This is a genomic window from Chryseobacterium balustinum (assembly GCF_900168205.1).
Classification (GTDB): Bacteria; Bacteroidota; Bacteroidia; order Flavobacteriales; family Weeksellaceae; genus Chryseobacterium; species Chryseobacterium balustinum.
In genome coordinates, this window is sequence record NZ_FUZE01000032.1 from 1 (window position 1) to 26,605 (window position 26,605).

General features: G+C 33.4%; 24 protein-coding genes, 1 other RNA gene and 1 pseudogene. 13 read left to right on the forward strand and 13 right to left on the reverse strand.

Annotated features, from left to right (window positions below; translation table 11 throughout):
- Positions 1-204 (forward strand): annotated as a pseudogene (locus B5X64_RS20810) (IS5/IS1182 family transposase); the annotation flags it as partial.
- Positions 205-265: 61 nt separating this feature from the next.
- Positions 266-559 carry a hypothetical protein gene (locus B5X64_RS20815; protein ID WP_079467053.1) on the forward strand — a complete coding sequence of 98 codons (294 nt, stop codon included), beginning with the start codon at positions 266-268 and terminating at the stop codon, positions 557-559.
- A gap of 120 nt (positions 560-679) precedes the next feature.
- On the opposite strand, the gene B5X64_RS20820 is transcribed toward B5X64_RS20815, so the two are convergent.
- The 4 genes from B5X64_RS20820 to B5X64_RS20835 form a co-directional block, all read right to left on the reverse strand.
- The gene (locus tag B5X64_RS20820; RefSeq protein WP_079467054.1) at positions 680-1,876 is read right to left on the reverse strand and encodes an efflux RND transporter periplasmic adaptor subunit; all 1,197 of its coding nucleotides are present in this window, start codon (positions 1,874-1,876) and stop codon (positions 680-682) included.
- Between the two features lie 89 nt (positions 1,877-1,965).
- Positions 1,966-3,234: an ABC transporter permease gene (locus tag B5X64_RS20825; protein WP_079467055.1), complete on the reverse strand. Its 1,269-nt coding sequence runs from the start codon at positions 3,232-3,234 to the stop codon at positions 1,966-1,968.
- Between the two features lie 81 nt (positions 3,235-3,315).
- Complete coding sequence (locus B5X64_RS20830; RefSeq protein ID WP_079467056.1) at positions 3,316-4,545, reverse strand: ABC transporter permease; 1,230 nt, start codon at positions 4,543-4,545, stop codon at positions 3,316-3,318.
- 134 nt (positions 4,546-4,679) lie between these two features.
- Positions 4,680-5,369: an ABC transporter ATP-binding protein gene (locus B5X64_RS20835; RefSeq protein ID WP_079467057.1), complete on the reverse strand. Its 690-nt coding sequence runs from the start codon at positions 5,367-5,369 to the stop codon at positions 4,680-4,682.
- A 430-nt stretch (positions 5,370-5,799) separates the two neighbouring features.
- Between B5X64_RS20835 and B5X64_RS20840 the strand changes: the two genes are divergently transcribed.
- From B5X64_RS20840 to B5X64_RS20870, 7 genes are all read left to right on the forward strand, one after another.
- Positions 5,800-6,774 (forward strand): ribonucleotide-diphosphate reductase subunit beta, encoded by a 975-nt coding sequence (locus B5X64_RS20840; RefSeq protein ID WP_066677462.1) that lies wholly within the window; start codon positions 5,800-5,802, stop codon positions 6,772-6,774.
- 242 nt (positions 6,775-7,016) lie between these two features.
- Positions 7,017-7,289 (forward strand): hypothetical protein, encoded by a 273-nt coding sequence (locus tag B5X64_RS22700; RefSeq protein ID WP_139377618.1) that lies wholly within the window; start codon positions 7,017-7,019, stop codon positions 7,287-7,289.
- Between the two features lie 350 nt (positions 7,290-7,639).
- Positions 7,640-9,298: a ribonucleoside-diphosphate reductase subunit alpha gene (locus B5X64_RS20850; protein ID WP_066677458.1), complete on the forward strand. Its 1,659-nt coding sequence runs from the start codon at positions 7,640-7,642 to the stop codon at positions 9,296-9,298.
- Positions 9,299-9,559: 261 nt separating this feature from the next.
- On the forward strand, positions 9,560-12,508 hold the full coding sequence (locus B5X64_RS20855) for a T9SS type A sorting domain-containing protein (protein WP_079467059.1): 2,949 nt from the start codon (positions 9,560-9,562) through the stop codon (positions 12,506-12,508).
- 205 nt (positions 12,509-12,713) lie between these two features.
- Positions 12,714-13,169, forward strand: a complete 456-nt coding sequence (locus B5X64_RS20860) for a hypothetical protein (protein ID WP_079467060.1) — start codon at positions 12,714-12,716, stop codon at positions 13,167-13,169.
- Positions 13,166-13,366 (forward strand): helix-turn-helix transcriptional regulator, encoded by a 201-nt coding sequence (locus B5X64_RS20865; RefSeq protein WP_079467061.1) that lies wholly within the window; start codon positions 13,166-13,168, stop codon positions 13,364-13,366. The genes B5X64_RS20860 and B5X64_RS20865 overlap by 4 nt, the downstream gene beginning before the upstream one ends.
- 111 nt (positions 13,367-13,477) lie before the next feature.
- Complete coding sequence (locus tag B5X64_RS20870) at positions 13,478-14,368, forward strand: DUF72 domain-containing protein (protein ID WP_079467062.1); 891 nt, start codon at positions 13,478-13,480, stop codon at positions 14,366-14,368.
- Between the two features lie 116 nt (positions 14,369-14,484).
- Here the strand turns inward: B5X64_RS20870 and B5X64_RS20875 are convergent, their stop codons facing one another.
- The 7 genes from B5X64_RS20875 to B5X64_RS20905 all read right to left on the reverse strand — a co-directional run bounded on the left by B5X64_RS20875 (position 14,485) and on the right by B5X64_RS20905 (position 21,476).
- On the reverse strand, positions 14,485-15,075 hold the full coding sequence (locus tag B5X64_RS20875) for a hypothetical protein (RefSeq protein ID WP_079467063.1): 591 nt from the start codon (positions 15,073-15,075) through the stop codon (positions 14,485-14,487).
- A 40-nt stretch (positions 15,076-15,115) separates the two neighbouring features.
- Positions 15,116-15,760 carry an HD domain-containing protein gene (locus B5X64_RS20880; protein WP_079467064.1) on the reverse strand — a complete coding sequence of 215 codons (645 nt, stop codon included), beginning with the start codon at positions 15,758-15,760 and terminating at the stop codon, positions 15,116-15,118.
- A 91-nt stretch (positions 15,761-15,851) separates the two neighbouring features.
- On the reverse strand, positions 15,852-16,694 hold the full coding sequence (locus tag B5X64_RS20885; protein ID WP_079467074.1) for an alpha/beta hydrolase family protein: 843 nt from the start codon (positions 16,692-16,694) through the stop codon (positions 15,852-15,854).
- Positions 16,695-16,785: 91 nt separating this feature from the next.
- Complete coding sequence (locus B5X64_RS20890) at positions 16,786-17,673, reverse strand: ribokinase (protein ID WP_079467065.1); 888 nt, start codon at positions 17,671-17,673, stop codon at positions 16,786-16,788.
- A 55-nt stretch (positions 17,674-17,728) separates the two neighbouring features.
- Entirely contained in the window at positions 17,729-18,370 is a 642-nt protein-coding gene (locus B5X64_RS20895; RefSeq protein WP_079467066.1) for a DUF4241 domain-containing protein, read from the reverse strand.
- Between the two features lie 40 nt (positions 18,371-18,410).
- Positions 18,411-18,764, reverse strand: coding sequence for a GIY-YIG nuclease family protein (locus tag B5X64_RS20900; RefSeq protein WP_079467067.1), 354 nt, complete (start codon positions 18,762-18,764; stop codon positions 18,411-18,413).
- 96 nt (positions 18,765-18,860) lie between these two features.
- Positions 18,861-21,476 carry a valine--tRNA ligase gene (locus B5X64_RS20905; protein ID WP_079467068.1) on the reverse strand — a complete coding sequence of 872 codons (2,616 nt, stop codon included), beginning with the start codon at positions 21,474-21,476 and terminating at the stop codon, positions 18,861-18,863.
- A 128-nt stretch (positions 21,477-21,604) separates the two neighbouring features.
- Here B5X64_RS20905 and B5X64_RS20910 point away from each other — a divergent pair, with 128 nt between their 5' ends.
- Complete coding sequence (locus tag B5X64_RS20910; protein WP_079467069.1) at positions 21,605-22,060, forward strand: DUF1573 domain-containing protein; 456 nt, start codon at positions 21,605-21,607, stop codon at positions 22,058-22,060.
- Positions 22,061-22,257: 197 nt separating this feature from the next.
- Positions 22,258-23,127, forward strand: coding sequence for a polyphosphate kinase 2 family protein (locus B5X64_RS20915; RefSeq protein WP_079467070.1), 870 nt, complete (start codon positions 22,258-22,260; stop codon positions 23,125-23,127).
- A gap of 103 nt (positions 23,128-23,230) precedes the next feature.
- Here B5X64_RS20915 and rnpB read toward each other — a convergent pair.
- Positions 23,231-23,553: RNase P RNA component class A (gene rnpB / locus B5X64_RS20920), an RNA gene on the reverse strand.
- Positions 23,554-23,700: 147 nt separating this feature from the next.
- Between rnpB and B5X64_RS20925 the strand changes: the two genes are divergently transcribed.
- Positions 23,701-24,192: an RNA polymerase sigma factor gene (locus B5X64_RS20925; RefSeq protein WP_079467071.1), complete on the forward strand. Its 492-nt coding sequence runs from the start codon at positions 23,701-23,703 to the stop codon at positions 24,190-24,192.
- On the forward strand, positions 24,185-24,859 hold the full coding sequence (locus B5X64_RS20930; RefSeq protein ID WP_079467072.1) for a beta-carotene 15,15'-monooxygenase: 675 nt from the start codon (positions 24,185-24,187) through the stop codon (positions 24,857-24,859). Before B5X64_RS20925 ends, B5X64_RS20930 begins: the two co-directional genes overlap by 8 nt.
- A gap of 63 nt (positions 24,860-24,922) precedes the next feature.
- Here the strand turns inward: B5X64_RS20930 and rpoN are convergent, their stop codons facing one another.
- Positions 24,923-26,386 carry an RNA polymerase factor sigma-54 gene (rpoN, locus tag B5X64_RS20935; protein ID WP_079467073.1) on the reverse strand — a complete coding sequence of 488 codons (1,464 nt, stop codon included), beginning with the start codon at positions 26,384-26,386 and terminating at the stop codon, positions 24,923-24,925.
- Positions 26,387-26,605: the final 219 nt, after the last annotated feature.

Genomic DNA, 26,605 nt, shown 5'->3' on the forward strand with positions numbered 1-26,605 from the left:
GGGAATCCTCGTAACAGGGATACAAAGAATGAAAAATATTTTGATAATGAGTTGTATAAAAGAAGATTCAAAATAGAAAAAGCAAATGCATGGCTCGATAGCTTCAAAGCTTTATTAGTAAGGTTTGAGACTTTGAATATTACTTGGACAAATCTACATTATCTCGCTTTCTCTATCTTGTTTCTCAGAAAAATAAAAGTTTAAACAGGTTTATAATGTAAAATGATATATTTGCATATCGTAAAAGAAAAAATTGTCTGAAATTATGGGAAAGAAAAAGTATAAAAAACAATTGCTCAACACTTTAAAAGCTCTTGGTAAATCTGAACATTTAATCCTTGAAAACATGACCGACCTTATGCTGAAAGGAGAATTAAAGAAAAGTAAAATAGAGTTTAAAGACGGCGATACATTTAGTTTTAAAGACAATATTTTTGATTACAGCGAAGATAAAAACATCAGAAAACTGGCTAAACTTCGCAGAAAAATGTTGACGACTATGAATAAAATCGTGGTAAAAAATGAATTTAAAGATAAAGAAATTAAGTTTTTAAGCTAATTTTAAAATTCAGCAAAATTTAAAAAAAGTCATCACAAAATTTCAAGAATTTGAAGTCTGTAGCGTAAAGCAAAAAAAGTCCCAGAATATCTGGGACTTTTTACTTATATCAAAACGAAATTATTTCTTCGCTTTTTCTTTTAACTCTTCTTTATCTTTATCTGAAGGATTCCAAACTTTTACGTCTGAATTTTTATCAATACCTGAAAGAATCTGTACATTGATTCCGTCGCTTGCGCCAAGTTTTACATACACTTTCTTAAATTTTCCGTCTTTCTGCTTTACCTCAACAAAAGGAACATCTTTTCCGTTTTTCTTTTCATACTGAATTAAAGATTCATCCAAAAGCAATGCATTCTTCTGAGAGCTCATCACGATTTCTCCGTTGGCAGAAAAACCAGCTCTGATGTATTCGTTATTCGGGTTGTTTACATCGCCTTCTACCGGGAATTTAATCGTTCCGTTGGTATCTTTTCCTTTTGGTGCGATCATCGTCAGTTTCCCTGGAAATGTTTTATTCTGCAAAGCTCCGATAACGATTTTCATATCCATTCCCTGCTTCAGTTTTCCGGCTTGAGCTTCATCAATTTCTCCTTGGAAAATTAGTGAATTCAAATCTGCAATCGAACAAATTGTAGTTCCAGCATTGAAAGAGTTCGCCTCAATTACCTGGCTTCCTACTTTTACGGGAACTTCGAGAACGGTTCCTGCAGCTTTAGAACGAATTTGTGTTGTTGCTAAATTTTGTAATTCAGGAATAGCTCCTGTTTTTACAATTTGCAAAGTTTTTTGTGCAGTTACCAATTGTTGGTTTGCATTTTTCAAAGCTTGTTGCTGTGTATATAATTGTTGCTGAGCCGTTAAATATTCTTGTTTTGAAACAACACCTTGTTTGAACAATTTTTCAGACATTGCAAACTGAGTCTGCATATTTGAAACATTCATCTTAGCATTATTAATCTGAAGCTGTGCGTTTTGCACATTTTGTGTTGCATTATTCACTTCCGCTATATTCGGAATAATTCTTACCGTTGCAATTAATTGCCCAGCTTCTACTTTATCTCCTTCATCAACCAAAATTTTATCAATGATTCCGGCGATATTTGGCTTAATTTCGATCTCTTCTTTAGGAACAATTTTACCTGTTGCCATCACTTTGTCCTCCATATTTTGGATGGAAGGTTTTCTCGTTAAGAACGTTTCACTTTGAGTGGAATTTGATTTTATAACATAGCTAATTCCTGAAATTAATGCTACCGCAAACAAAAGCCCTAAAAAGATATAAATGCCTTTTTTCCAGGTAAATTTCTTTTTCATATGTATCGTTTATTTTTTTATTTAATTATTAAGACTGAAAATATAAAACCAATTTCCATCTTCAAATTTTCAAATTATATTATTTAAAATTACTCACTTCTCAATGCTTCAATTGGTCGTATTTTAACGGCTCTTTGTGCAGGAATCATCCCAATGATTAAACCTAAAATTACCATAACCGACATAGCGCTGAACACATTTCCATAATTTACCGTTGGGTTGTAAAATGGAAATTCGTCCTGATTTTGTGTTAACGTATTAAAAATCATTAACACAAAAATTCCGAAAATAAATCCCAGCAAACCTGAACTTAATGTAATCACCACACTTTCCAGCAAGATTTGATTTCTCACTTCTGAAGGTTTTGCACCTAGAGCTCTTCTGATGCCAATTTCTTTTGTTCTTTCTTTTACGGTAATCAACAAAATATTTGATATTGCAATGACACCGGCAAGAATCGTTAATGTTCCTACGATAATTGTTAAGAGTTGCATCCCGGTAAGGAAGCCTGTCAATTTTTTAAATTCTTTACCTAAATTAAAGCTTCCAAAAGCATTGGTATCTTCGGGCGAAACCTTATTTTTCTTTTTCAACTCATCTTTTACCCGGTCTTCAACATCGTTTACATCTGCATTGGGTTTACTTACAATCGCAAAAACATCTACATTATCGCCGTCATTATAAATTTTTGTGAATGTAGAAAGCGGAATAAAAACAGTCTGGTCATTATCCATTCCACCGCCTCTTTTCACTCTGAAGACTCCGATGACGTTAAAGAATATGCCTTTGACATTAATTGACTTCCCAATTGGGTTTTCATTCTTTTTAGAATCAAAAAAATTTTTATAAACCTCTTCACCAATTACAGCAACATTTTTATTTTGCGAAACATCTGCATCATTAAGATATCTTCCGTAAATGAGTTTTTTCTCTGAAATTTTATTTCCAATAGGATAATCTCCATTCAAACTGTAGGTTGCCGTCTTTCCATTTCTAGACATCTGTTCTCCCGCAGTTCCGAAATTACCCCTTGAGTTTTTTGGAGAAATATATTCAATCTCGCTAATTTTTCGCTGCAGCATGTCAATATCTTGAAGTTTCAGATCCATCCCCCTTCCTTTAGGAAAACCTTCGTAAGGTATGGATGTATTTTGTGCCCAAAGAAAAATAGAATTGGTTGCAAAACCTGAAAATAATTTATCAAAACCATTTTCCATACCTTTTGCAGAGCCCAATAAAACTACGTAAAGGAACATTCCCCAACCCACGCCAATCATGGTAAGAAACGTACGAAGCTTATTATTCTTGAGTGAATAATAAATCTCCTGCCATGTATCTTTTTTAAATAAAATGTTCACTTTGTTGAGTTATAAGTTATTAATTATGAGTGATGAGTGATTCATTTTCAAATTAGCTCATTAACAAATTTTCAAATTAAATTATTCTGTTCTTAAAGCTTCAATAGGTTTAATTTTTGAAGCTCTGTATGCCGGGACAAATCCTGCAATCAAACCCGAAATTACTAAAGCAATGAATGCGGCAATAATTTCGTACCAACCCACACTTGGGTTTTTAATAAAATATTCTTCTAAATTATCTCCTATTAAATTTAATGCTAAAACGCCCAGTCCTACTCCTACAAATCCTGAAACTACGGTAATCACAACACTTTCCTGTACAATCAACGCAACGATGCTTCCTGGTTTTGCACCGATGGCTTTTCGCACACCGATTTCTTTAGTTCGCTCTTTTACGATATATACCATGATGTTGCTGATTCCGATAATTCCTGCCAATAAAGTTCCTAATCCAATGAAAGTTACAATTCCTGTTAAAACAGCCATAAACATAAACGTTTCGTTCATATTTTTAGCGTTATTCCAGATACGCACTCCATTTTCATCATCAGGAGAAACATTTTTTCGGGCTTTAAGGCCATCTTTCAGTTTATCCCCATATTTTATAGCCTGCTCGGGAGTAAGCTTTTCGTTATAAGCAATATATACCGTACTTACCGTGTCAGAACCTTTTTTCATTTGCTGCAAAGTAGTGATAGGAATCGTAATGTGTCGCTCATCATAATCTCCACCATCATCAGAGAAAACACCTACAACTTTGAATATCGTTCCGTTGATATCTAAATCTTTACCTACCGGACTTCCGTTTTTTATCAAATCCCGCTGCACCATTCTACCGATTACAGCAACGTTTTGCTTACGTTCCAAATCGACAGGCGAAAGATAACGGCCTTCCAGCATTTTCCTGTTTTCAATATATTTTTCTTCCGCATCCGCTCCGTTTATTTGGTAAGAACCACTTTCCTTACCGTACTTCACCATTAAGTTTGCCGTATATCTCGGCGTTGAATATCCTACTTTTTCTTTATCATTATTCACTAAAAAATCATAGTCATCATTATTCATCGTCACCATACGGTCAGATTGCAAACCATTGTAAGCGATCGTTGTTTTCCCTGAATAAATGGTAATCAAGTTTTGAGCATCTCGCGCAAAACCTTCTGTAAAAGCATTTTTCAAACCACTTCCAATTCCGAAAAGAACAATAAAAATAAACAGACCTAAAGCCACGGTAAAGCCCGAAAGCACCGTTCGCAATACATTACTGCGAATCGAACTGAATATTTCCTGCCACCGATCTAGATCAAACATATTTTTGTTTTTTTTACTTTGTAAAAAAGTCAATTATTTTTAATGTCAATTGTCAATTTCTTCGAGTCAATTGTTAATTTTAACTCTTCCAAAAATTCACTTGCGAAGCAAAATTGACTATTCACAATTCACCTTTAAAGCACAATCTGCTTTATAAAATCATCACTTTCTATAATTCCGTCTCTTAAGATGACGTTTCTTTTGGTTTGAGCAGCAACATCAGGTTCGTGGGTTACAACGATAATTGTTTTTCCTTCGTTATTGATGTCCTGAAGAAGCTTCATGATATCATGTGTGGTTTTTGAATCTAATGCTCCGGTTGGCTCATCGGCAAGAATTACTTTTGGATCTGTAATTAATGCTCTTGCGATGGCAACTCTCTGCTTTTGTCCACCTGAAAGTTCATTCGGTAAATGATCTGCCCATTGTGCCAATCCTACTTTCTCAAGATATTCTAAAGCTCTTTGATTCCTTTCTTTTCTTGAAACATTTTGATAATATAAAGGAAGCGCTACATTTTCTATAGCCGTTTTATAACCAATCAAATTGAAAGACTGAAAGACAAATCCCAAAAATTTTGAACGATATTCTGCAGCTTTCACTTCATTGAGGTGCTCGATAGGAATTCCATCCAACTCATAAGTACCCGAATCTTTTTCATCCAAAATTCCGATAATATTCAACAAAGTTGATTTTCCGGAACCTGAACTTCCCATAATAGAGACAAATTCACCTTCAGATATATTGAGGTTTATTCCTTTGAGAACGTGAAGTTTACTCTTCCCTGTATCGTATGATTTATTGAGATCCTGGATTACTAACATTAAGCTTTGGATATTTTATGTCTTATAAGTAGCCACTCTCATCATTTTGTTACAAGATTAAAAAAATCTTTTCATTTTATCATTGTTTAATAAATTACATATTGAAATTCAATTACTTAAATCAAACTGTTTAATCAAAACCTTCATTAGTAATTTGTTTACATCACTTAAGTTGCTCTAACCCAGTGGTAAAGGGTGTTTCATGTAAATGTGGAAAACTTTTAAGGTTAAAAGCCAGCCAATTACTCTTTACCCCTTTCAAAATCAGTCTTCATTTTCTAACTTTGTAGGTAGATTCTGAAAGAAGGTATTGCTGATCAAGGTAAAAAAATTGCTTTATTAACTTTCAAAAAATCAAATACTTACCGTTTCAACGATTGTATTTGCAGAATTTTATTTTTGACAGAACAAAAGACATAAAATTTATAATATGGGAATTTTCGATAAAAGAATTAGTTATAAGCCATTTGAGTACCCTGAAGTTCTTCAGTTTACAGAAGCTATCAACAAATCATTTTGGGTACATTCAGAAGTAGATTTCACGGCAGACGTTCAGGATTTTCAGTCGCAGCTTGAGCCGCACGAAAAAAATGCTGTAAAAAATGCACTTTTAGCGATCGCCCAAATTGAAGTTTCGGTAAAGACTTTTTGGGGAAATCTTTACAACCACATGCCCAAACCTGAGCTTAACGGTCTTGGAGCTACTTTTGCAGAATGCGAATTCCGTCATTCTGAGGCGTACTCTCGTTTGCTGGAAGTTTTGGGTTACAACGAAGCGTTTACTCACGTAGTAGAAGTTCCGGCTCTTAAAAAGAGAATCGACTTTTTATCAAACGTTTTGAAGCATGCCAATTCTACCACTCCAAAAGAGTATGTGTCTTCTCTTTTATTATTCAGTATTTTGATAGAAAACGTTTCGCTTTTCTCACAATTTGCAATCATTCTTTCTTTCACAAGATTCAAAGGATACATGAAAAATGTTTCCAATATCATCGCTTGGACTTCTATTGATGAGCAGATTCACGCCAATGCAGGAATTTATCTGATCAATAAAATCCGTGAAGAACAACCTGATCTTTTAACTGATTCTGACATTGAAGATATTTACACTTTGGTAGACCAATCTATCGAACTGGAAGGTGAGATCATCGAATGGATCTTTGAAATGGGAGAATTCAGCTTTTTCACAAAAGAAGATTTATTAAACTTTATGAAATACCGTGTTGATGACAGTTTAAAGAAAATCAACATGGCAACCCGTTACAACATCAGCGGAGAACAATACAATCCGATGAAATGGTTTGAAGAAGAAGTTTTCGCTAATTCTATGGATGATTTCTTTGCAAAAAGACCGGTAGATTACACGAAACACGATAAGAGTATTACGGCGAACGATTTGTTTTAAATAAAAAAATTTTGACGCTACGAACTAAAATTTGGAATAATTTACTTGACACAAAAAAGGGAGACATATTTTTAGTATTTTATATTTCAAGTGAAAGAAATCTCCGCAAATGGTTTAAAATAATAACTATTTTATTTTCAGCTTCAGGTATTTTTACTGCATTCAAAAATTTAGAAATTCCAACAGTGATTTCCTTTGCTGTAATAGGAACAATTCAATTACTTCAGAGCATTGAAAATTTTTTGATACTTTCTGAAAAAGATCTTGATGAGATAAAAAAGCTTAGACTTTCTTATTACAATCAAAGTATAGAATTGGAAAAACTATGGATTGAATTTGAGGAGGATCATATAGATGACGAAAAAGCTAAAAAGAAATTATTTAAGATTTTAGATTCTAGTAAAAAAATTGAAGACATTGATTCTTCACTTAATATTACCCGTAAGAAACGTTTAGATAAAAAAGCTGATGCTGAAACAAGGAATTACGCAAACAAATTAACTCAACATGAATAAGAAAATAAATATCCCTCAGATAAGAACTAATTCTGATACTAAAGGTGGAAGTGTGAAAAATGGACAAGTTCCAACTATGCATAATCCACCACCACCGCCTCCAAAAAATAATAGCACTAAAGGCTAAAAGACAAACCGTTGTCTTAGCCCTGATTGAGCGGCGTGTCTGAGCTCTTTTTCTGATTGCTGAGCTCGGCGAAGTAAACAGAAAAAAGCGAGTAGCGAAAGCAGGTAGAAAAGTGAAAAGAAGCAAAACCTAAGTGCTTCAAATAAAAAATAATAAAAACAAAAGATTGCTTCGTAGCTCGCAATGACAAACGAGAATTGAAGTATCGAGAACAATATAAAAAATGGAAGAACAAAACAACAACATCTGGTGGCTGAATGAAGAGTCTGAACAAATGCTTAACAGAGGTTACCTTTTGAAAGGGGAAACCGTAGACGGAGCGATCGACAGAATTACCACTGCAGCAGCAAAAAAATTATACAAACCTGAACTTCAACCGGCTTTTAAGGAGATGATCATGAAAGGCTGGATCAGTTTTTCTTCTCCTGTTTGGGCCAATATGGGAACGCAGAGAGGTCTTCCAATCTCTTGTTTCAATGTACATATTCCAGACAGTATTGAAGGAATTACCCACAAAATGGGTGAAGTAATTATGCAGACGAAGATCGGAGGCGGAACTTCAGGATATTTTGGAGAACTTCGTAATAGAGGAACCGCAGTAACTGATAACGGAAAATCTTCGGGAGCAGTTTCGTTTATGAAATTGTTTGATACTTCGATGGATGTTGTTTCTCAGGGCGGCGTAAGAAGAGGAGCTTTTGCAGCATATCTTGATGTTGACCACGGCGATATTGAAGAATTTTTATCAATTAAAGACATTGGAAGTCCGATTCAGAACTTGTTTACCGGGATTTGTGTTCCTGATTACTGGATGCAAGATATGATTGACGGGGACGCCGACAAGCGTAAAATCTGGGCAAGAGTTTTGGAAAGTCGTCAGCAAAAAGGTCTTCCGTATATTTTCTTTACTGATAATGTGAATAGAAACAAACCTCAGGTGTATAAAGACCTTGGATTAACAATTAATGCAAGTAATCTTTGTTCAGAAATCATGCTTCCGTCAACAAGACAGGAATCTTTCATCTGCTGTCTGTCTTCTATGAACTTAGAATTATACGACGAGTGGAAAGATACCAACGCAGTACAGTTGGCAATCTATTTCCTTGATGCTGTTTTATCTGAATTTATCGAGAAAACGGAAGGAAACTATTATCTTCAAGGAGCAAGAGACTTTGCAATGCGTCACAGAGCACTTGGTTTAGGAGTTTTGGGTTACCATTCTTACCTTCAGAAAAATATGATCCCTTTTGAGAGTTTTGAGGCGACTCAGTTTAATGCAAGAGCTTTCAAACACATCAGAGCACAAGCCGATATTGCATCAAAAGAATTGGCAAATATCTACGGAGAGCCGGAAATCTTGAAAGGTTACGGAATGAGAAATACAACGGTAATGGCAATCGCTCCTACCACTTCAAGTTCGGCAATTTTAGGACAAACTTCTCCAGGAATTGAGCCTTTTGCATCCAATTACTACAAAGCTGGTTTGGCAAAAGGAAACTTCATGCGTAAGAATAAATATCTTGCTAAATTGTTGGAAGCGAAAGGCCTTGACAACGAAGAAACGTGGAGAACAATTATGCTAAATCACGGTTCGGTACAACATTTAAGTGAATTGACTGACGAAGAAAAAGCAGTATTCAAAACGTTCAAAGAAATTTCTCCGATGGAGATTATTTCTCAGGCTGCACAAAGACAACAATACATCGATCAGGCTCAGTCTCTGAATTTACAGATTCCTTCAACCATGCCTGTGAAAGATGTAAATTACCTTTATATCGAAGCTTGGAAGAAAGGGGTGAAAACTTTGTATTACCAAAGAAGTTCGTCTGTTTCTAAGGAAATGATGGTGAATTTTGTGAGCTGCTCGGCTTGTGAAGCTTAAGTAAAGAGCCAAGTTAGGCTTTGAATATATCTTAAAACCGTAGATTTTTTCTGCGGTTTTTTTTTGTAAAATTCCCTAAAATTCGATGTTTTATAAAACATAATAAATTAACAAATCATTTGTCGACAAGCTACAGATATACAACTAAATGTTTTTTTTGAAAATTTATAAATTATTCTAGCTCAGATATAAAATCAATTCATATATTTGTGATATCAGTTTACTTTACATAAGGTAATTGATAATTAAACACATAATGACATGAAAAAAATTTTATTTACACTTAGTGTAAGCTGTTTCTCTATAGCTTATACGCAAAATCTAAATTTTGCAGATTCTAAATTCAAAGCTTTAATTTTAAGCTCAAATTTAAGTAATGAAATCGCCAAAGATCTTAGCGGAAACCCAATAGCTATTGATGAAAACGGTGATGGTGAGATTCAGGTTTCGGAAGCACAGCAAGTGGTGATTCTAAATGTGAAAATGGACGAGACCCAGAAATACGATGCCGTAACTGGAGACATTAATTTCCCTTATTATTTTAGCCATCTTCCAGAGAGCATTTCTGATGCTCTACTTTTTACCAATATTGAAGAACTCTATATTGCAGACACGAAAAATGCGAATATCAGTTTTATAAATAATGCTAAAATTAAAAAATTGATGTGTATAAGCCGTTGGTTTTACAAAGAAGGATCTTTCAACGGAAGCGTTTATGAAACAGATTTTTTTCCCGTCGATTTTACCATTGATAACTGTCCGTCGATCCTAACGATGGCTGATATTAGTGCTTCTTATCATCCTTATTTTCTAGGACAAGCTATTTTTAGAATTAAAAATAACCCTCAATTTAATGGAGCATTGGTTCTGAATGACAAATTGGTTTCAGAACTATATTTCGAAAATATCAATTTAACCTCAATTAGTATTAATGACAGTAGAGGGCCTTTAAAATTATCGGTTCCCAATATTTCAACATTACAGACGATTAATATTACCAATACACAAGATTCACAGACCTCTGATCAAGAAATTAATTTAATTGCGAGTAATTGTAATACTTTACAGGAAATTATTTTAGATGGCGATTACTATGATAGTCGTGCTGTTTATTTATCGGCAATCAACGTCAATGGATGTACTTCTTTAAAGAAAATAAAAGGCCTTAATGCTCCAAATATTGATTTTTCGACAGCTGGGTTAATCAATTTGGAGGAACTTGATTGTTCATTCTACAATAGATATATCTACAATACAACCAGCGGAGTTTATTATGGAAAATTAAATTCATTAAATCTTTCGGGTCTTCCCAATCTTAAAATATTAAAAGCCTCTAATCAGCCAATTACAAATAATATCAATTTTTCAGCTGCATCTAATTTAGAGAATATTGATGTTACTAATTCATCCGGGTATATGACTACTATGGATTTAAGTACTCTTAGCTCACTTCAGACTTTAAATGCTGACAGAGTATATATTAATTCAAATTACGGAAATAATGATCTTACTTCAGTAAATATTAAAAACGGCTCTCTTGAACAAATTGTTGGTTTTGAAAATCATAATTACAATTTATCTGTTTGTGTAGATGATGCTCAATTGGCAGGATTGCAGGCTCAATATCCCGGCATTAATTTTTCAAGCAACTGCAATAGTTTATTCACTACAATTTGGGACGGTACTTCTTGGTCCAATGGAGCCCCAAATGCTAAAGATGTAATTATTACAGGTGCTTATACAACTTCTGCTACAACTCCAGCTTTCACAGCTAAAAACATTACAATCAAAAACGGGGGAGTTTTAGAAATTACTTCAGGTAATACAATTTCAGGGATGAATGTAACAGTAGAAGATGGCGGTAACCTTATTCAGAAAGATGGTTCTGCTCTATCTTATACGGGAGCTTTCAAAGCATTAAAAAATGGAACGAGCGCAGTTGATAAATATACATTCTGGACCTCTCCTGTTGTTGGTCAGACTTTAGCTAATATTTATACTGGAGCAACACCTTCATCTATTACAGAATATAATACTCCTACTGATTCTTATATAAATACTACTTCTACAGTTTCTGTATTTGGGAAAGCGTACTCTATTAAAACTCCGGTTGCCAACGCAGCTTTGGCTTTTGAAGGAACGCCAAACAACGGAACACAAACTTTTACATTAGCTACCTCAGGAAACGGATTTAACTTAGTTGGTAATCCATATCCTTCAAGCTTAAGTTTAGGAGCTTTCTACACTGAAAATTCAGCAAGAATTTCTAGTACATTCTATTTTTGGGATAACAAAAGCACGAGTGTAACGCTTCAGAATGGCGCTACCACTACAAACTACGGATATGCTACTTTTAATGCTGCTAATGGTGCAAATCCTACCTGGGTTCCAGCTCCTAATGGTCACGGAGGAACAGCTGTTGTTCCGGTGGGTACAGTTGCGAATATTGGTCAAGGATTTATCGTTAAAACTTTAAATACCTCAGTTGATACTTCTTTAATATTTAATAATGAGATGAGAGGTACAACAAACGCTACCTTCTTTAATAAAGATAATTCCTCAACAGAAGGTAAATTTTGGTTAAAGTTAAACTCTGACTACAATACCAATAATACTTTTGCAGTAGATTATATAAACGGTGCTTCAGATTCATTCGATAATTATGATTCTAAAGCAATTGGGATGGGTTCTGAGGGATTCTACACATTGGCTGATGCACAAAAATTAATCATTCAGGGGAAAGAAAGTTTTGATATCCATGATATAGTTCCTGTAGGAGTAAAACATTTTCAAAACGGAAACTTTACTATTGCTTTAGTTCAAAAAGAAGGACTGTTTAATAACGGACAGGCAATTTACTTGCATGATAAAGTAACAGGTACTTATACAGATCTTCAGAGTGGAAATTATACATTTACTGCAAATACAGGGGAAAGTACAGATAGATTCGAGATTGTTTACAAACTTAGTGTTTTGGCAACTGCTGAAGCTAAAAAAGATAGTTTTGAGGTCTATAGAGATGGGCAAGATTTTGTCGTAAGAAACAATGAAAATATAGAAAAAGTAGAAATATTTGATGGGGCTGGAAGAAAAATTCAGACGATCAATGAAAACGCTAAACTAATTCGTGTACATCTTACTGCTAAAGGTGTTTATATCTTGAAGGTATTGTCGGACGGCAAAGAATACACAAAAAAAATAATTAACTAAGAAAACTATTACAATAATATTTGTAATAGTTTTGTCTGGATTCACTTTTTGCATAAAACTCTTCAAATAATACAAGTAATGACTATTCAATAAATTATAAAAACCGCTGAAATTTTTCTGCGGTTTTTTATTTTCATTAAAATGTAAAATAAACTTTACAATATGTAAAATATTTTTTACATTTGAATAACTAAAAATTACAAACATGAATACATTACAACTTTTCCCAAATCGCTACAAAAAAATAGGCTGGTTTATTTTTATTCCATCATTAATTTTAGGAATAATTTCATTGACAGGAATTATTAATTTCCCTGAAGTCTCGCTTCCTGTATTTTACAATTCGGGATTTCCTTTAAACAGTGAAGATTTAGGATTATTTAAAACTACAGAGATCGATTTTTTCACCAATCTTTTTGGAATTTTAATTATCATCGGCGGAATTCTGACAGGATTTTCGAAAGAAGAAATCGAAGATGAATACATCTCAAGTTTAAGACTAAAATCTGTATTTTGGAGCTTGTTTGTAACCTACTCTATTATTTTGATTTTATTTTTAACCATATTCGGAACCCTTTTTTTTACCGCAATGATTTTGATTATGTTTTTACCTTTGGTACTTTATGTTTTCAGATTTAATTATTTATTGTTTACAAAATGAAAAATACCATTAAAATAGAAAGAGCTTTAAAGAATATAACTCAGGAAGATTTAGCAAAAAAAATCGGCGTTTCGAGACAAACCATCAACGCTATGGAAGCCGGAAAATATGTTCCATCGACAGTTTTAGCTTTGAAAATTGCAAAATATTTTGGGAAGAAGGTGGAGGATATTTTTCAGCTGGATGATGATGATTAATATCATTTATATTTTGAATTATTAAAATACATTATTACAAAAAAACCGTAGAATTTCTATGGTTTTTTGTTTTATATTTGTTTACATAGTTTAATTCGCAAAACCTAAAATATGAAATTCGGACAAGTAGAAGATCCTTCGCAAATAGATTTTACATTACCTAAAGATCATTCTAAAACCAAAGAAATTTTAGCACAAAATAAAAACGGACTTGAAAATATTTCTGTTGGCTGTGCAAAATGGAATAAAACCGATTTGAAAGGCTTTTATCCGAAAGGAACAAAGGACGAATTAACCTATTATGCTACCCAATTCAACTCTATTGAGCTCAATGCCACTTTCTACGGAATGCCAAGTTCTGAACAGGTTTTAACGTGGAAAGAAAAAACGCCAGCAGATTTTAAGTTTTTCCCAAAGATTACCAATACGGTTTCACATTTCAGAAGACTTTTAAATATTGATGATGTGGTTACTCAATTTGCGACAGCTGTTTTAAATTTTGATGAGAAATTAGGAATGGTTTTTCTTCAGCTTCATGACAATTTTAAACCTAAAGATTACGAAAGACTGGAACAATTCGTCAATAAATGGCCCAAAGAAGTTCCTTTAGCCATCGAGCTCAGAAATACAGAATGGTTTACAGATCAAGAAATTTTCGACAAAACCTGTCAGCTTTTTGAAGACAACAACATCACCAATATTATCGTAGATACAGCGGGAAGACGAGATATGCTTCATATGAGACTCACAACACCCAATGCATTCATCAGATACGTTGGTGCTAATGCGGAAAGCGATTACCAAAGATTAGACGATTGGCTGAAACATCTTACCCAATGGAAAAAAGAAGGATTGCAAAATCTTTATTTTTTCGTTCATCAAAATATTGAAAAAGCATCACCGCTTCTTTCCGCTTATTTTATTGAAAAATTAAATAAAGAATGGAAAACTAATCTTTCAGTTCCAAAAATGGGGCAAGAAAATATGCCTACTTTATTTTAGAATTTGTCTAACTCTTGATTTTTTATATAATTCTCACTGATTGTAAAGATTTAGCCAATAAAGAACATTAAAATAAATCAGTAAAATCTGCGTGATAAATTATTTTTCATTTTAATTTACTTTTTTCTTACTAAAAGAACAAAATTGAGGAATAATAAAAGAAAACACAAGGTTACCCAAATTCCCATCACCATGTTTTGGTAATTGTCTTCTTCAATTTCTTTTTTTGCTATTGCAGAGAGTTTTTCACTTTGATTGATGTAGTTTTTCACCTCAATCATCTGATCTATATTTTTATTGGGAACGGAATGTTGGGAAAAATAAACCAGATTTTTCTTACCTAAATATCCTGCAACCCAGTATTCATCAGATTTATTCATCTTCAGATATTCAATTCTGTAATATTCGGGACGGATTTTTCCGATGTGCTTGGTTTCTAAAGGCGTATTTTTATCAAGATTATTGGTATTAATAACATAAAAATCAAGAGGCTGCGGAAGTTTGTTAATCAGTTGTAATGATAGAGAATTGTTGACAACACCAATCACCGATTTTTTGATAAACCAATACGTAAAAACCGAAACTGCAAAAACCACACTTGCAATCCTGAAAAGTTTAGCCAACTGACCCAACTTCCCTTTTTTCAGTTTTGAAAAAAAGAGTGAGAAAACCAGCGAAAGAAAAATAACAAAAATGATAAATCCCATAAGTGCAAAGATACTTATTTAAAGATTGTTGATAAGATTCTTACTCTACATTCCATTCTTTCATAAATTTGTCGAGGAAAGTCAGCATAAACTGATGCCTTTCTTCGGCTATTTTTTTACCTTCATTAGTATTCATCAAATCTTTCAATAGCAAAAGTTTTTCATAAAAATGATTAACCGTTGTTCCGTTTGATTTTTTATATTCTTCTTTCGACATATTCAGTTTTGGCTGAATATCTGGGTGATACATCATATTATTTTTAAAACCACCAAAATTGAAAGTTCTTGCAACTCCGATTGCGCCAATTGCATCGATTCTGTCGGCATCCTGCACAACTTTAAGTTCGATTGGTAAATTTTGAGGGACTTCACCTCTATTTTTAAATGAAATATTTTGAATAATAAATAAAACCTGCTGAATAATTTCCTCCTCAACATTCTGAGCTTCTAGAAATTCTCTAGAAATTTTTAAAGCTAAAGTTTCATCTCCATTATGAAATTTAGGATCGGCAATATCGTGTAATAAAGCCGAAAGTTCTACAACTTCAAGATTACAATCTTCAGTCTGAGCAATTTTCTTTGAAAGTTTCCAGACTCTTTCGATGTGGAACCAATCATGCCCTGCTTCTGCTCCTTCTAGTTTTTCTTTTACAAATTGTACCGTATTTTCTATTGTGTTCTTCATTTTAATTTTTTAACTATTATTTCTAAAATCGCCCCGTCAAAAATTCTTACGAATTTTCGACATCCCTCCAAAGGATGGGAATTTTAATTGCTTAGTCTTTAATTTCGTTCAAAATAATATTCCAAAGTTTTTTATTATAACTTCTGAAAAAATTGACGTGCCCTATTTCACCTTTTTCTGATTCTGTAGTCTGCAAGAATCTATAATTAGGTTTCAGATTAGAATACACATCATTAAGTAGACTTTTCACCCCTTTATCGGTTAACCAAACATCGTCTTCAGCATATAAAACCAAAACTTTTTGGGTTAATTCTTTTGAATAATCATTAGTTTTAAGCAATAATTTTCCGGTCGATTTTCTGTTCAAAATTAAGGTTCTCCAGTCATAAGCGCAATTTTTTGGAAGACTTTCTCCCAATCCAAACCAATGTGCTGGGAAATAACCAAATAGCTCGGTGAAAAAAGGCTGTGCCAATCCGAAACCGAAAAAAGCTTCCCATTTGGTCTTCCCTTTCAGGTTTCCGATAAAAGCATTTTGGGTGGCAACGAAAATAAATTTTTCAAATATTTTAGAATTTTCATTCATCCCTACAATTAGAGCACCAACAGAATGCCCCAGGCAAAACTTACGATAATCCGGATAATTTTTGAGGATAAACTCTGTGACCGTTTTAAAATCTTCATTTCCCCAAATTCGCATAGAAGCATTAAATTTTCTCATTCTATCAGGCTTCGACAGTCCTATTCCACGATAGTCATAAGTAATGACTGTAAACCCGTTTTCAGAAAAAAACTGAGCAATAGAAAAGTAAACCTGCTGCTTTACACCCGTTGCAGAATTGATAATCAAAGCCTTACCGTTAGATTTTTCAGGTTTAAAAAGATGGGAAGTCAATTGAAATTGATCTTTGGTCGTGAGTATCAGTTTTTCCATAGGAGGTAATAAAAAAATCCACATCAAATGTGGAAATTTTAGTTTTATAAATCTCTATTAAAAAGATTTATCAATATGCATTAAATAGGGTCTATATCAAATCCTTAAGATAAGGAAGTGCTGTCTGAGCGCCTTTCCCTAAAGAAACTTTCGATGAAACCAGGTTACCAAATTTCACACAGTCTTCAATGGTATTTTTATGGCACAATGCTATCGCAAAACCAGACGTAAAAGCGTCTCCCATTCCCATCTTATACACCATACTTTCATGTTCGTTGCGGAAATATTTCATTTCAGTTCCGTCAAAATAAATTGTAGAGTTTGTTTCGTCTCTTACAAAAAGTTTATTCAGATATTTTTTGAAAATTTCTTCTCTTTTATCTTCTCCAAAAATGACAGAAAGCTCATTGCTTCGGGCAACGATAAAATCAACTTGATCTAATATATGATCATTTAATTTTGCACCTGGAGATGCATACAGACCTATCATTTTACCAAGGCTTTTTGCTTTTGCTATTGTATATTCAATAATCTCCATTGGAATTTCCAACTGTAAAAGAATAAGAGATGCTGAGTGAATATATTTCTCTGCATCATCAATCTGTTTTTCTGTTAATTTTTTATTGGAAGCAGGATCTACAACAATAGAAAAATCTCCATTACAACTCGTTACATAAGCAATACCGGTCGCCTCCTGATCTGTTTCGTATACAAAACCTACATTCACATTTTCATTAACAAGGTTACGCATGATTTGCTGCCCCAAAGGATCAATCCCTACACAACCCACGAAATGAACACTGGCTCCCAATCTTGCTGTACCTACTGCCTGATTTGCCCCTTTTCCCCCAAAAAAGTTTTCAGAATGACCAGCAATCACCGTTTCATTACAAGACGGTATTTTATCAGTATACAGTATTAAATCTAGCGAACAACTGCCAATAACTACAATTTTTGGATGCTCTGAAGAAAAGTTCATAATCGTATTTTGATTGTTTTCTTATTTAAAAACTACAATTTAAATGTAAGCAATTTTAACTGACTAATATCTCAATAAATTCAGTAATAATTTTCACAGGATTATTTTCTTTGTCAAATCCTATATAGCTTGCATAAAAACCTTCACCATAGCCTGTTTCAAAAGCAAAAATATTTCCCGCATTTTCTTCTGTGGGTTTTAAAAATGCAAATTGATCGATGGCACCGTTTTCATCAAAAAAGTGCTCATGGAAAAATTCTTCATAAATTCCCATAAAATCGTCTCCTTTTCTTTGGAAAAGTTTCTGCTCATGAAGGTTAAGCTGCTCCTGAGTTTGAGCATCCATAAAACATCCCATACCGCTTTCTACGGGGTAGCCGAAAACTTCACCTTCTGCTAAATCTTTTATATTTTGCTCTTTGGTAGTTGCCATCTTCCATGATGTAATTTTGGCATTACTAAAAATAATTTCGGCATAGGCTACACAATTACTTTCAGTTTCTTTGTGAAGTAAAACCTGAAAGTCTCCTTTAGGAAATTGAATCGTAAAAGGTTGCATATCATTTGTAATCAAAGGATCACAGGCAACCAATTTTCCGGTGGAAAGGTATATTTTTCCCACTTCAAAACTTTCCAATAACGGGCTTTCTACGAAGTCTTTTGAGAAAAGTTTCTGTATGTTTTCTAGATGTGTCATTATTTTTTTATTCTATAATTGGGTTAGAACTACACTTAATTTAAGAATTGTCAGGCTGAGCGGAGTCGAAGCCTTCTTTATTACTTTTAAAATTATCTGAATGAGTTCCATTTTGGCAAATGGATAATTCTTTTAACTTATCCCAATTATCATTTATAATTGCTTCTTTTTTCTTTCTACTCCAACCTTTCACTTGTTTTTCAAATGCTATGGCTTGAAGTATATCATTAAATTCATAAAAGAAGACAAGTTGAACTGGCCTTCTTTTATGAGTATAACTGTCAGGAAATTTACCTGATTGATGTTGAGAAAATCTCAACTCAAGATTATTGGTAACTCCTGTATAATAGGAATTGTCGGAACATTTTAATATGTATACAAAATATTGTTTCACTTTATTCCAAAAGGCTTCGACTCCGCTCAGCCTGACAAATCTAATACTACCAGTTTTTGTTTTATTTTCACTGTCACGCCGAGCGAAGTCGAAGCGTTACAAACTTTTCAGCTTTTCTTCCAAGATGGCAATTTTATCCTGCGCATCTTTTTGTTTCTTACGCTCACTTTCTACCACTTCAGGTTTTGCATTGGCAACAAACTTTTCGTTAGACAATTTTTTATCTACAGAAATTAAGAATCCTTTTAGATATTTTAATTCTTCTTCAGTCTTGATTTTTTCTTCTCCCAAATCTAAGTTTTCACTTAATGGGATTGAAACCTCCGTTGCTCCTACCAAAAATGTAAAGCTCGGCTTATCTGTTTTTGCTCCGAAATGAATTTCGGAAACGTTTGCCAATTTCTTAATGACAGGCTCATTTGCAAACTCAGAGGCATTGGTGTAAATTTCAGCCGCTTCTCTTGGAGAAATTCCTTTTGTCTGACGGTAATTTCTAACGCCTGAAATAATTTCTGAAGCTATTTCGAAGTTTTTAATAATATCTTCATTAAATCCTTCTGCTTTTTTCTGTTGTGCAATAACCAAAGCTTCGTCAATACTTCTTTCTGAAATCAAATGCCAAATTTCTTCTGATTGGAAAGGCATAAACGGATGAACCAATTTCATCAATTCTTCGAAAAGAGCTACTGTTTTGTGATAAACTTCTTTAGAAATACCTTCACCATAATTTGGTTTAATTGCTTCTAAATAAGAACCGCAGAAATCATCCCAAATTAATTTGTAAATTAAATGTAAAGCATCAGAAATTCTGAATTTCTCAAACTGATCATCAATTTCTACGATCGTTTTATTTAATTTATTTTCAAACCATTCTATCGTTTGATTATCTGTTGCGTTTGCCGGCTTATCTTCATGATTCCACATGTTGATCAAACGGAATGCGCTCCAAATTTTCGTCATGAAATTTCTTCCCTGAAGCATTAAATCTTCATCAAAAAGAAGGTCATTGCCGGCTGCAGAGCTCAATAAAATACCAACACGAACTCCATCTGCACCGTATTTATCCATCAATTCTAAAGGATCCGGTGAATTCCCCAGAGATTTTGACATCTTTCTTCCCTGTTTATCTCTTACAATTCCTGTAAAATAAACATTTTTGAATGGAACTTCTTTTCTGTATTCCAATCCTGACATAATCATTCTTGCAACCCAGAAGAAAATAATATCCGGACCTGTTACCAAATCTGAAGTCGGATAATAATAATTGATGTCTTCATTATCAGGGTTATTTAAACCGTCAAAAACAGACATTGGCCACAACCAAGATGAGAACCATGTATCGAGAGCGTCTTCGTCTTGTTTTAAGTTGTCAGTTGTTAGTTGATCGTTGTTGGTTTTTTGCTTTGCCAGTTCTAATGCTTCTTCTTTCGTTTCAGCAACTACAAAATCATTTTCACCATCTCCATAATAGAAAGCTGGAATTTGCTGTCCCCACCAAAGTTGGCGAGAAATATTCCAGTCACGGATGTTTTCCATCCAGTGTTTGTAGGTATTTTTAAATTTCTCAGGATAGAATTTTACTTCATCATCCATTACAACACCTAAAGCCGGCTTTCCAATTTCAGACATTTTTAAGAACCACTGAACAGAAACTTTAGGCTCGATAACCGCACCTGTTCTTTCTGAAGTTCCTACTTTATTTACATAATCTTCTGCTTTCAACAAAAGATCGTTTTCTTCTAATTCTTTTGCTATTTGTTTTCTTACATCAAATCTATTTTTTCCAGCGTAATGTAATCCGTGCTCGTTTAGATTTCCGTCATCATCTAAAGCATCAATCATTGGCAACTGATGTTTTTGTCCGATTTCGTAGTCATTAATATCGTGTGCAGGAGTAATTTTCAAAGCACCTGTTCCGAATTCGATATCAACATATTCGTCTTCAATAATTGGAATAACTCTGTTGACAATTGGTACAATTACGTTTTTACCTTTCAGATGAACGTATCTCTCATCATTAGGGTTGATACAAATTGCAGTATCCCCAAAAATAGTTTCAGGACGCGTTGTTGCTACCGAAAGAAATTCTTCTGTACCCTCAATTTTATATTTAAGGAAATATAATTTCCCGTTTTGCTCTTTAAAAATTACTTCTTCGTCAGAAATATTGGTTTTCGCTTCCGGATCCCAGTTGACCATTCTGTAACCACGATAAATCAATCCTTTATTATATAAATCAACAAAAGATTTGATTACCTGCTTAGAAAGAGATTCTTCCATTGTGAATCGGGTTCTGTCCCAATCACAAGAACAACCCAATTTCTTCAGCTGCTCCAGAATTGTTCCGCCATATTTGTCGGTCCATTCCCATGCATGTTTTAAAAATTCTCCTCTGGTAATATCAGATTTATTGATTCCTTCAGACTTCAGTTTAGCAACAACCTTCGCTTCAGTAGCAATTGAAGCGTGATCTGTTCCCGGAACCCAACAAGCATTAAAGCCCTGCATTCTTGCACGACGGACCAAAACATCCTGAATGGTATTATTCAACATATGCCCCATATGAAGTATCCCGGTGACGTTAGGCGGTGGAATTACAATTGTATAAGGAGGCTTTTCGTTGGGTTCTGAGTGGAAATATTTGTTTTCCAGCCAGTAATTGTACCATTTTTGTTCTGTTTGCTGTGGATTATACTTTTCTGAAATCTGCATAAATTCTGGTTTCTATAACTTATAATTTGCAAAAATAGTTTAAAGTAAAAAAATGTAAGCATTAATTAAAATAATTTTTAACTTTGTTTCTCAAAATTTATCTAACAAACATATTAACTTTTAAGAATATGAAAAACTTATTAGCAGGAATTGCATTATTCGGAACATTTGCATTAGCATCTGCGCAAACAATTACATTCGACAAAACTACTTATGAATATGGTCAAATTAAGCCAAATTCTGACGGTACAAGATTTTTTACAGTAACTAATACAGGAGATAAGCCCCTTATTATTTCTAATGTAAAACCAGCTTGTGGATGTACTACTCCAGAATTTAGCCAAGATCCTATTGCACCTGGAAAATCAGCAAAAATTAAAGTTGGATACAACACAGCAACTGTTTCTCCGTTCAACAAAATGATTGAGGTATTTTCTAATGACCCTGTAAATAGCAGAAGTGTAATTTACATTAAAGGTGAAGTAACTGCTACCGCTCCAGAACCAAAACCATTAACTGCTGCAGAACAAAAAGCAGCGGCTAAGGCTGAAAAAAAAGCAGCTAAAATAGCTTCTAAAAAATAATTTTTACTTAAAAAATTCTTAAACCGTCTCAACTGAGGCGGTTTTTTTGTTATATTTATGTTGTTAGATGTTAGATGTTAGATGTTAGATGTTAGAAAGTTAAGATATATTGAAATCCCATCATCATTTATCTATTGAATTAAATCATTAAATCATTAAATCATTAAATCATTAAATCATTAAATTATATAAAAAACATGGATAATAATTTCTCAGACGATTTTTTAGTTAAAGGAAAATTTTCAATAAAAAAATCTTCAACAGAGTATAAAGGAAAACTCACTAAAGAAGAAGGTGTACAATTATTAATTCAAGAAAAAGAAAAACTTAGAGAGCTTCAGGAAAAAATGTATGCCGACGGAAGCCAATCACTTTTAGTCGTTCTACAGGCGATGGATGCAGCGGGAAAAGACAGCTTGATAGAACACGTTTTTGGAGGCGTAAATCCTCAAGGCTGCAATGTCACAAGCTTCAAAACGCCAAGTTCAAAAGAATATTCACATGATTTTCTGTGGAGGCATTATTTAGCCTTACCTCAGAAAGGAATGATCGGTATTTTTAATCGCTCTCATTATGAAAGTGTTTTAGTCTGTAAAGTGCACCCTGAATATAATTTAAGCGAAAAAACATGGGATTCTGTAAAGGATTTTAATGAAAGGTTCTGGGAAAACAGATATGAAAGCATCAGAAATTTTGAAAAACATCTTGCCCAAAATGGAACTACAATTATTAAAATTTTCTTGAATGTTTCTAAGGACGAGCAAAAGAAAAGACTTTTAGACCGTATCAATGAACAGGAAAAAAACTGGAAATTTTCGGCTGCAGACTTACCAGAAAGAGCGTTGTTTGATCAATATATGGAATGCTACGAAACTGCAATTAATGAAACTTCAAAAGATCATGCACCGTGGTATGTACTTCCTGCAGACAATAAATGGTTTGCCAGACTTTCTGCATTACAAATCATCATTGACACTTTAGACAAAATGGATTTGAAATTTCCACAGCTTTCAAAAGAAGATAGAGCTGGTCTGGATGATGCTAAAAAGCAATTGGAAAGTGAGTAAAAAAGAGCCAAGGAAAAAGTAAAAAGAATCAAGTAAAATTGCCACGAATGCACGAAATATATTTATAAAAATCATTCGTGTATTCGTGACATCTTAATAAAAAATCACGAGAAAATCTATAAGCCGGATTTTGTACTTAAAAAAAGTGCCTGTTATTTATCTACGTTTTACATTGCTGCAAAACTTGAGCTGATTACCCCTCGGCTTTCAGAGCGAGCAACTCCTATTTTCATTACTGAAAAGAACCGATATACTTATCATTGCACCGCAAAGAGTTTACCTGGTTTCACTACAGCCGAACTGTACCTGCTTTCTGTTGCACTTGTCCTATCCTCACGGATGACGGATGTTATCCGCTTTGCTGCTCTATGGTGTCCGGACTTTCCTACCCTTGCCGAAACAAGAATCAACAAGCCGACTTTCTCGTGGCTGCAAAGATACAATTTAATCTAACAATGTAGCAGTGTACCAATTTACCAATTGGAAAGAATTCTTTATTTTTTAAATTGTTACACTGTTAAATTATTACATTGTTACATTATATTATTATCTTCGTGCAGTTATACATTTATTTTGATTTCTAAAGAGAAAGAGTTTGCACAGCTTGTAAAAGATAATCAGGGATTGATTATTAAAGTATCGCGTCTGTACACCAATTCGCTGGAAGATGAGGAAGATCTTTTCCAGGAAATTGTCTTACAGCTTTGGCGAAGCTATGATTCTTTTAAAGGAAATTCAAAGATTTCTACTTGGATGTATCGTGTCGCCCTCAACACAGCCATTACTCTTTTTAGAAAAAAAAGTAAAAGCTTACCAACTAATGAGCTCGACATCAATCATAGAGATTTTATTGAAGATGATGATGATAAACAGCAGCAGATTTCGCTTCTTTACACCGTAATCAAAACTTTACCAAATATAGAAAGAGCCATTGTAATGATGTATCTCGATGATTTACCTTATAAAGATATAGCAGAAAACTTGGGTATTACAGAAGTAAATGCACGTGTGAAAATGAACAGATTAAAGAAAATACTTAAAGAAAAAATGGAAAAATATGCCTGAATTTGATTTAGACAGCTTTAAGAAAACCTGGCAAGAACAACCTGTTCAACCAAAATATGATAATAATGAGATTTTAAAAATGCTCAACAATAAGTCACGCAATTACATGAAATATATTTTCTGGATCAGCGTGGTGGAATTTTTATTTTTCAGCGTTTTAGGTGTTTTTTATCTAATACAAAGTAATGAATCGGATACCTTCTTAAGTATCTTAGAAAAAATGGGAGTGCATAAAGACAGCCAACTTGTCACTAAACTTGACAACATTTATTTAATTGTAAAAATTCTTAGCCTTGTGGTTACCGGATTTTTTGTATTGAAATTTTATCAAAATTACCGTAAAATTAAAATTGAAGAAGACCTCAAAGCATTTATTACAAGAATAATTACTTTCAAAAAAACAGTAAATGCTTTTATTTTAACCAATATAGGGTTATTGCTAATTCTGATAAGTACACTAATCGGATTTGCTTTTTATATTTTAAATGTTCAAAACATAGAAATCAACAACTCCGCTTTTACAGGATTTATTGTTGGAATTATAGTAGGTACAATTTTGTGCGTTATTCTCATTTGGGCCTATTACAGATTGGTATATGGAATTATTATGAGCAGGCTCGATAAAAATTTAAGTCAATTAAAAGAAATAGAATCTCAGGAAAATTAAAAATATTCATGAATATCTAGCAATAAAAAAAAGCATTTCAGATTTTGAAATGCTTTTTTTATTTTAAAGTTCTTTTCGAAGTCTTGCAACCGGAATATTAAGCTGTTCACGGTATTTTGCAATCGTTCTTCTTGCAATATTATATCCTTGCTCTTTAAGGATCACCACTAAGGCATCGTCTGTTAAAGGTTTTCTCTTATTTTCTTTACTAATTACTTCCTGAAGATGATTTTTAATTTCTTTTGTAGAAACTTCTTCACCGTCATCATTGGTTAAACTGTCAGAAAATAAATCTTTAAGATAAAGAATTCCGTTTGGCGTATCGGCATATTTACTTTTAACAACTCTTGAAATTGTTGAAATATCAAAACCTGTAATATCAGCAATATCTTTTAAAATCATCGGCCTTAAAGACTTTTCATCACCAGTAATAAAATAATTATGCTGAAACTTTACAATAGCATTAATTGTCTGAAGCAAGGTATTCTGACGTTGATTAATAGCATCAATATACCATTTTGCGGCATCTAATTTTTGTTTAATAAATAATGCAGCCTGCTTATGCTCAGATGATTTTTTATCGTGAGAATAAGTAGTTAAAATATCTTTATATTCTTCAGAAACTCTTAAAGTTGGTGCATTTTTGCTATTAAGCATTGGGATTACCAGCCCGTCTTTCACCTGAATTACAAAATCCGGAATAATTTCCTGATTAATCGTAATTGTTTGTGTATCGAAGTTCCCACCTACTTTTGGTGACAGTTTTGAAATTTCCTCCAAGGCATCTTTCAAATCCTCTTCTTCAATATCATATTTCTGAATAATCTTATTATAATGCTTATTAGTAAGCGCCTCAAATTGGAATCTCAAAATATTAGCCGCTAACGAAACCGCTTTATCAGAGCTTACTTTTTTCTCAATCTGAAGTAAAAGACATTCCTGCAATCCTCTAGCCCCTACCCCTGATGGGTCAAGCTTCTGAATGTAATTTTCAAGTATATCTTCTACTTTTTCTTTCGTTGTATAAATTCCTTGAGAAAAAGCCAGATCATCAACAATCGCTTTTATTTCCCTTCTCAAATATCCGTCGGTATCTAAATTACCAATAATATATTCAGCAATTTTCAAATCTTCTTCACTGATGTTGACAAGGTTAATTTGCTCCATTAGGTAATCATACAACGACTGACCTTCAGTAAGGAGACTTTCGTTATCAAAATCTTCATCATCAGCAGAATAATTACTTGAAGCTGTTTTATAACTTGGTTCATCATCATACAGATATTCATTGACGTCGAAATCTGTTTCTATACTTTCTGTGCCCTCACTTTCATAGCTCTCGTCTAAAGTAGAGTATTCATCTTCTTTAGATTCTTCTTTAGCTACTTCAAGTGCCGGATTTTCTTCAAGTTCTCTTTCAAGCTCTTCTTCAAATTCCAAAGTATGAAGCTGAATCAACTTCATCAGCTGAATTTGCTGAGGCGCAAGTTTCTGTCCTAATTTAAGTTGTAAATGTTGTTTTAGCATATTCTACTTTGTGTTTGTTAACATAACATCTACGAATTTAATATTTTTTTTTGGAAAAATCATCATTAGCATGATTTTTGTAGTATTATATTTATAAAGCCATTACAATTATGTTTTGGCTTATTTGTAAATCGTCAGCAAAAAGTAGACATTAGATATTAAAAAGTTAAGGAGTGTTTTCATAAAAAGAGTAATTTTAATTATGGCAGCACCGAAAAA

What these genes read in the sequence shown, in the direction of transcription:
- rpoN (WP_079467073.1), bottom strand. Translation starts at nt 26,386, where the DNA reads ATGCTAAAACAACATTTACAACTTAAATTAGGACAGAAACTTGCGCCT.
- B5X64_RS20915 (WP_079467070.1), top strand. Translation starts at nt 22,258, where the DNA reads ATGGATAATAATTTCTCAGACGATTTTTTAGTTAAAGGAAAATTTTCA.
- B5X64_RS20880 (WP_079467064.1), bottom strand. Translation starts at nt 15,760, where the DNA reads ATGAAGAACACAATAGAAAATACGGTACAATTTGTAAAAGAAAAACTA.
- B5X64_RS20835 (WP_079467057.1), bottom strand. Translation starts at nt 5,369, where the DNA reads ATGTTAGTAATCCAGGATCTCAATAAATCATACGATACAGGGAAGAGT.
- B5X64_RS20910 (WP_079467069.1), top strand. Translation starts at nt 21,605, where the DNA reads ATGAAAAACTTATTAGCAGGAATTGCATTATTCGGAACATTTGCATTA.
- B5X64_RS20860 (WP_079467060.1), top strand. Translation starts at nt 12,714, where the DNA reads ATGAATACATTACAACTTTTCCCAAATCGCTACAAAAAAATAGGCTGG.
- B5X64_RS20865 (WP_079467061.1), top strand. Translation starts at nt 13,166, where the DNA reads ATGAAAAATACCATTAAAATAGAAAGAGCTTTAAAGAATATAACTCAG.
- B5X64_RS20855 (WP_079467059.1), top strand. Translation starts at nt 9,560, where the DNA reads ATGAAAAAAATTTTATTTACACTTAGTGTAAGCTGTTTCTCTATAGCT.
- B5X64_RS20830 (WP_079467056.1), bottom strand. Translation starts at nt 4,545, where the DNA reads ATGTTTGATCTAGATCGGTGGCAGGAAATATTCAGTTCGATTCGCAGT.
- B5X64_RS20895 (WP_079467066.1), bottom strand. Translation starts at nt 18,370, where the DNA reads ATGACACATCTAGAAAACATACAGAAACTTTTCTCAAAAGACTTCGTA.
- B5X64_RS20820 (WP_079467054.1), bottom strand. Translation starts at nt 1,876, where the DNA reads ATGAAAAAGAAATTTACCTGGAAAAAAGGCATTTATATCTTTTTAGGG.
- B5X64_RS20815 (WP_079467053.1), top strand. Translation starts at nt 266, where the DNA reads ATGGGAAAGAAAAAGTATAAAAAACAATTGCTCAACACTTTAAAAGCT.
- B5X64_RS20840 (WP_066677462.1), top strand. Translation starts at nt 5,800, where the DNA reads ATGGGAATTTTCGATAAAAGAATTAGTTATAAGCCATTTGAGTACCCT.
- B5X64_RS20885 (WP_079467074.1), bottom strand. Translation starts at nt 16,694, where the DNA reads ATGGAAAAACTGATACTCACGACCAAAGATCAATTTCAATTGACTTCC.
- B5X64_RS20930 (WP_079467072.1), top strand. Translation starts at nt 24,185, where the DNA reads ATGCCTGAATTTGATTTAGACAGCTTTAAGAAAACCTGGCAAGAACAA.
- B5X64_RS20875 (WP_079467063.1), bottom strand. Translation starts at nt 15,075, where the DNA reads ATGGGATTTATCATTTTTGTTATTTTTCTTTCGCTGGTTTTCTCACTC.
- B5X64_RS20870 (WP_079467062.1), top strand. Translation starts at nt 13,478, where the DNA reads ATGAAATTCGGACAAGTAGAAGATCCTTCGCAAATAGATTTTACATTA.
- B5X64_RS20890 (WP_079467065.1), bottom strand. Translation starts at nt 17,673, where the DNA reads ATGAACTTTTCTTCAGAGCATCCAAAAATTGTAGTTATTGGCAGTTGT.
- B5X64_RS20905 (WP_079467068.1), bottom strand. Translation starts at nt 21,476, where the DNA reads ATGCAGATTTCAGAAAAGTATAATCCACAGCAAACAGAACAAAAATGG.
- B5X64_RS20850 (WP_066677458.1), top strand. Translation starts at nt 7,640, where the DNA reads ATGGAAGAACAAAACAACAACATCTGGTGGCTGAATGAAGAGTCTGAA.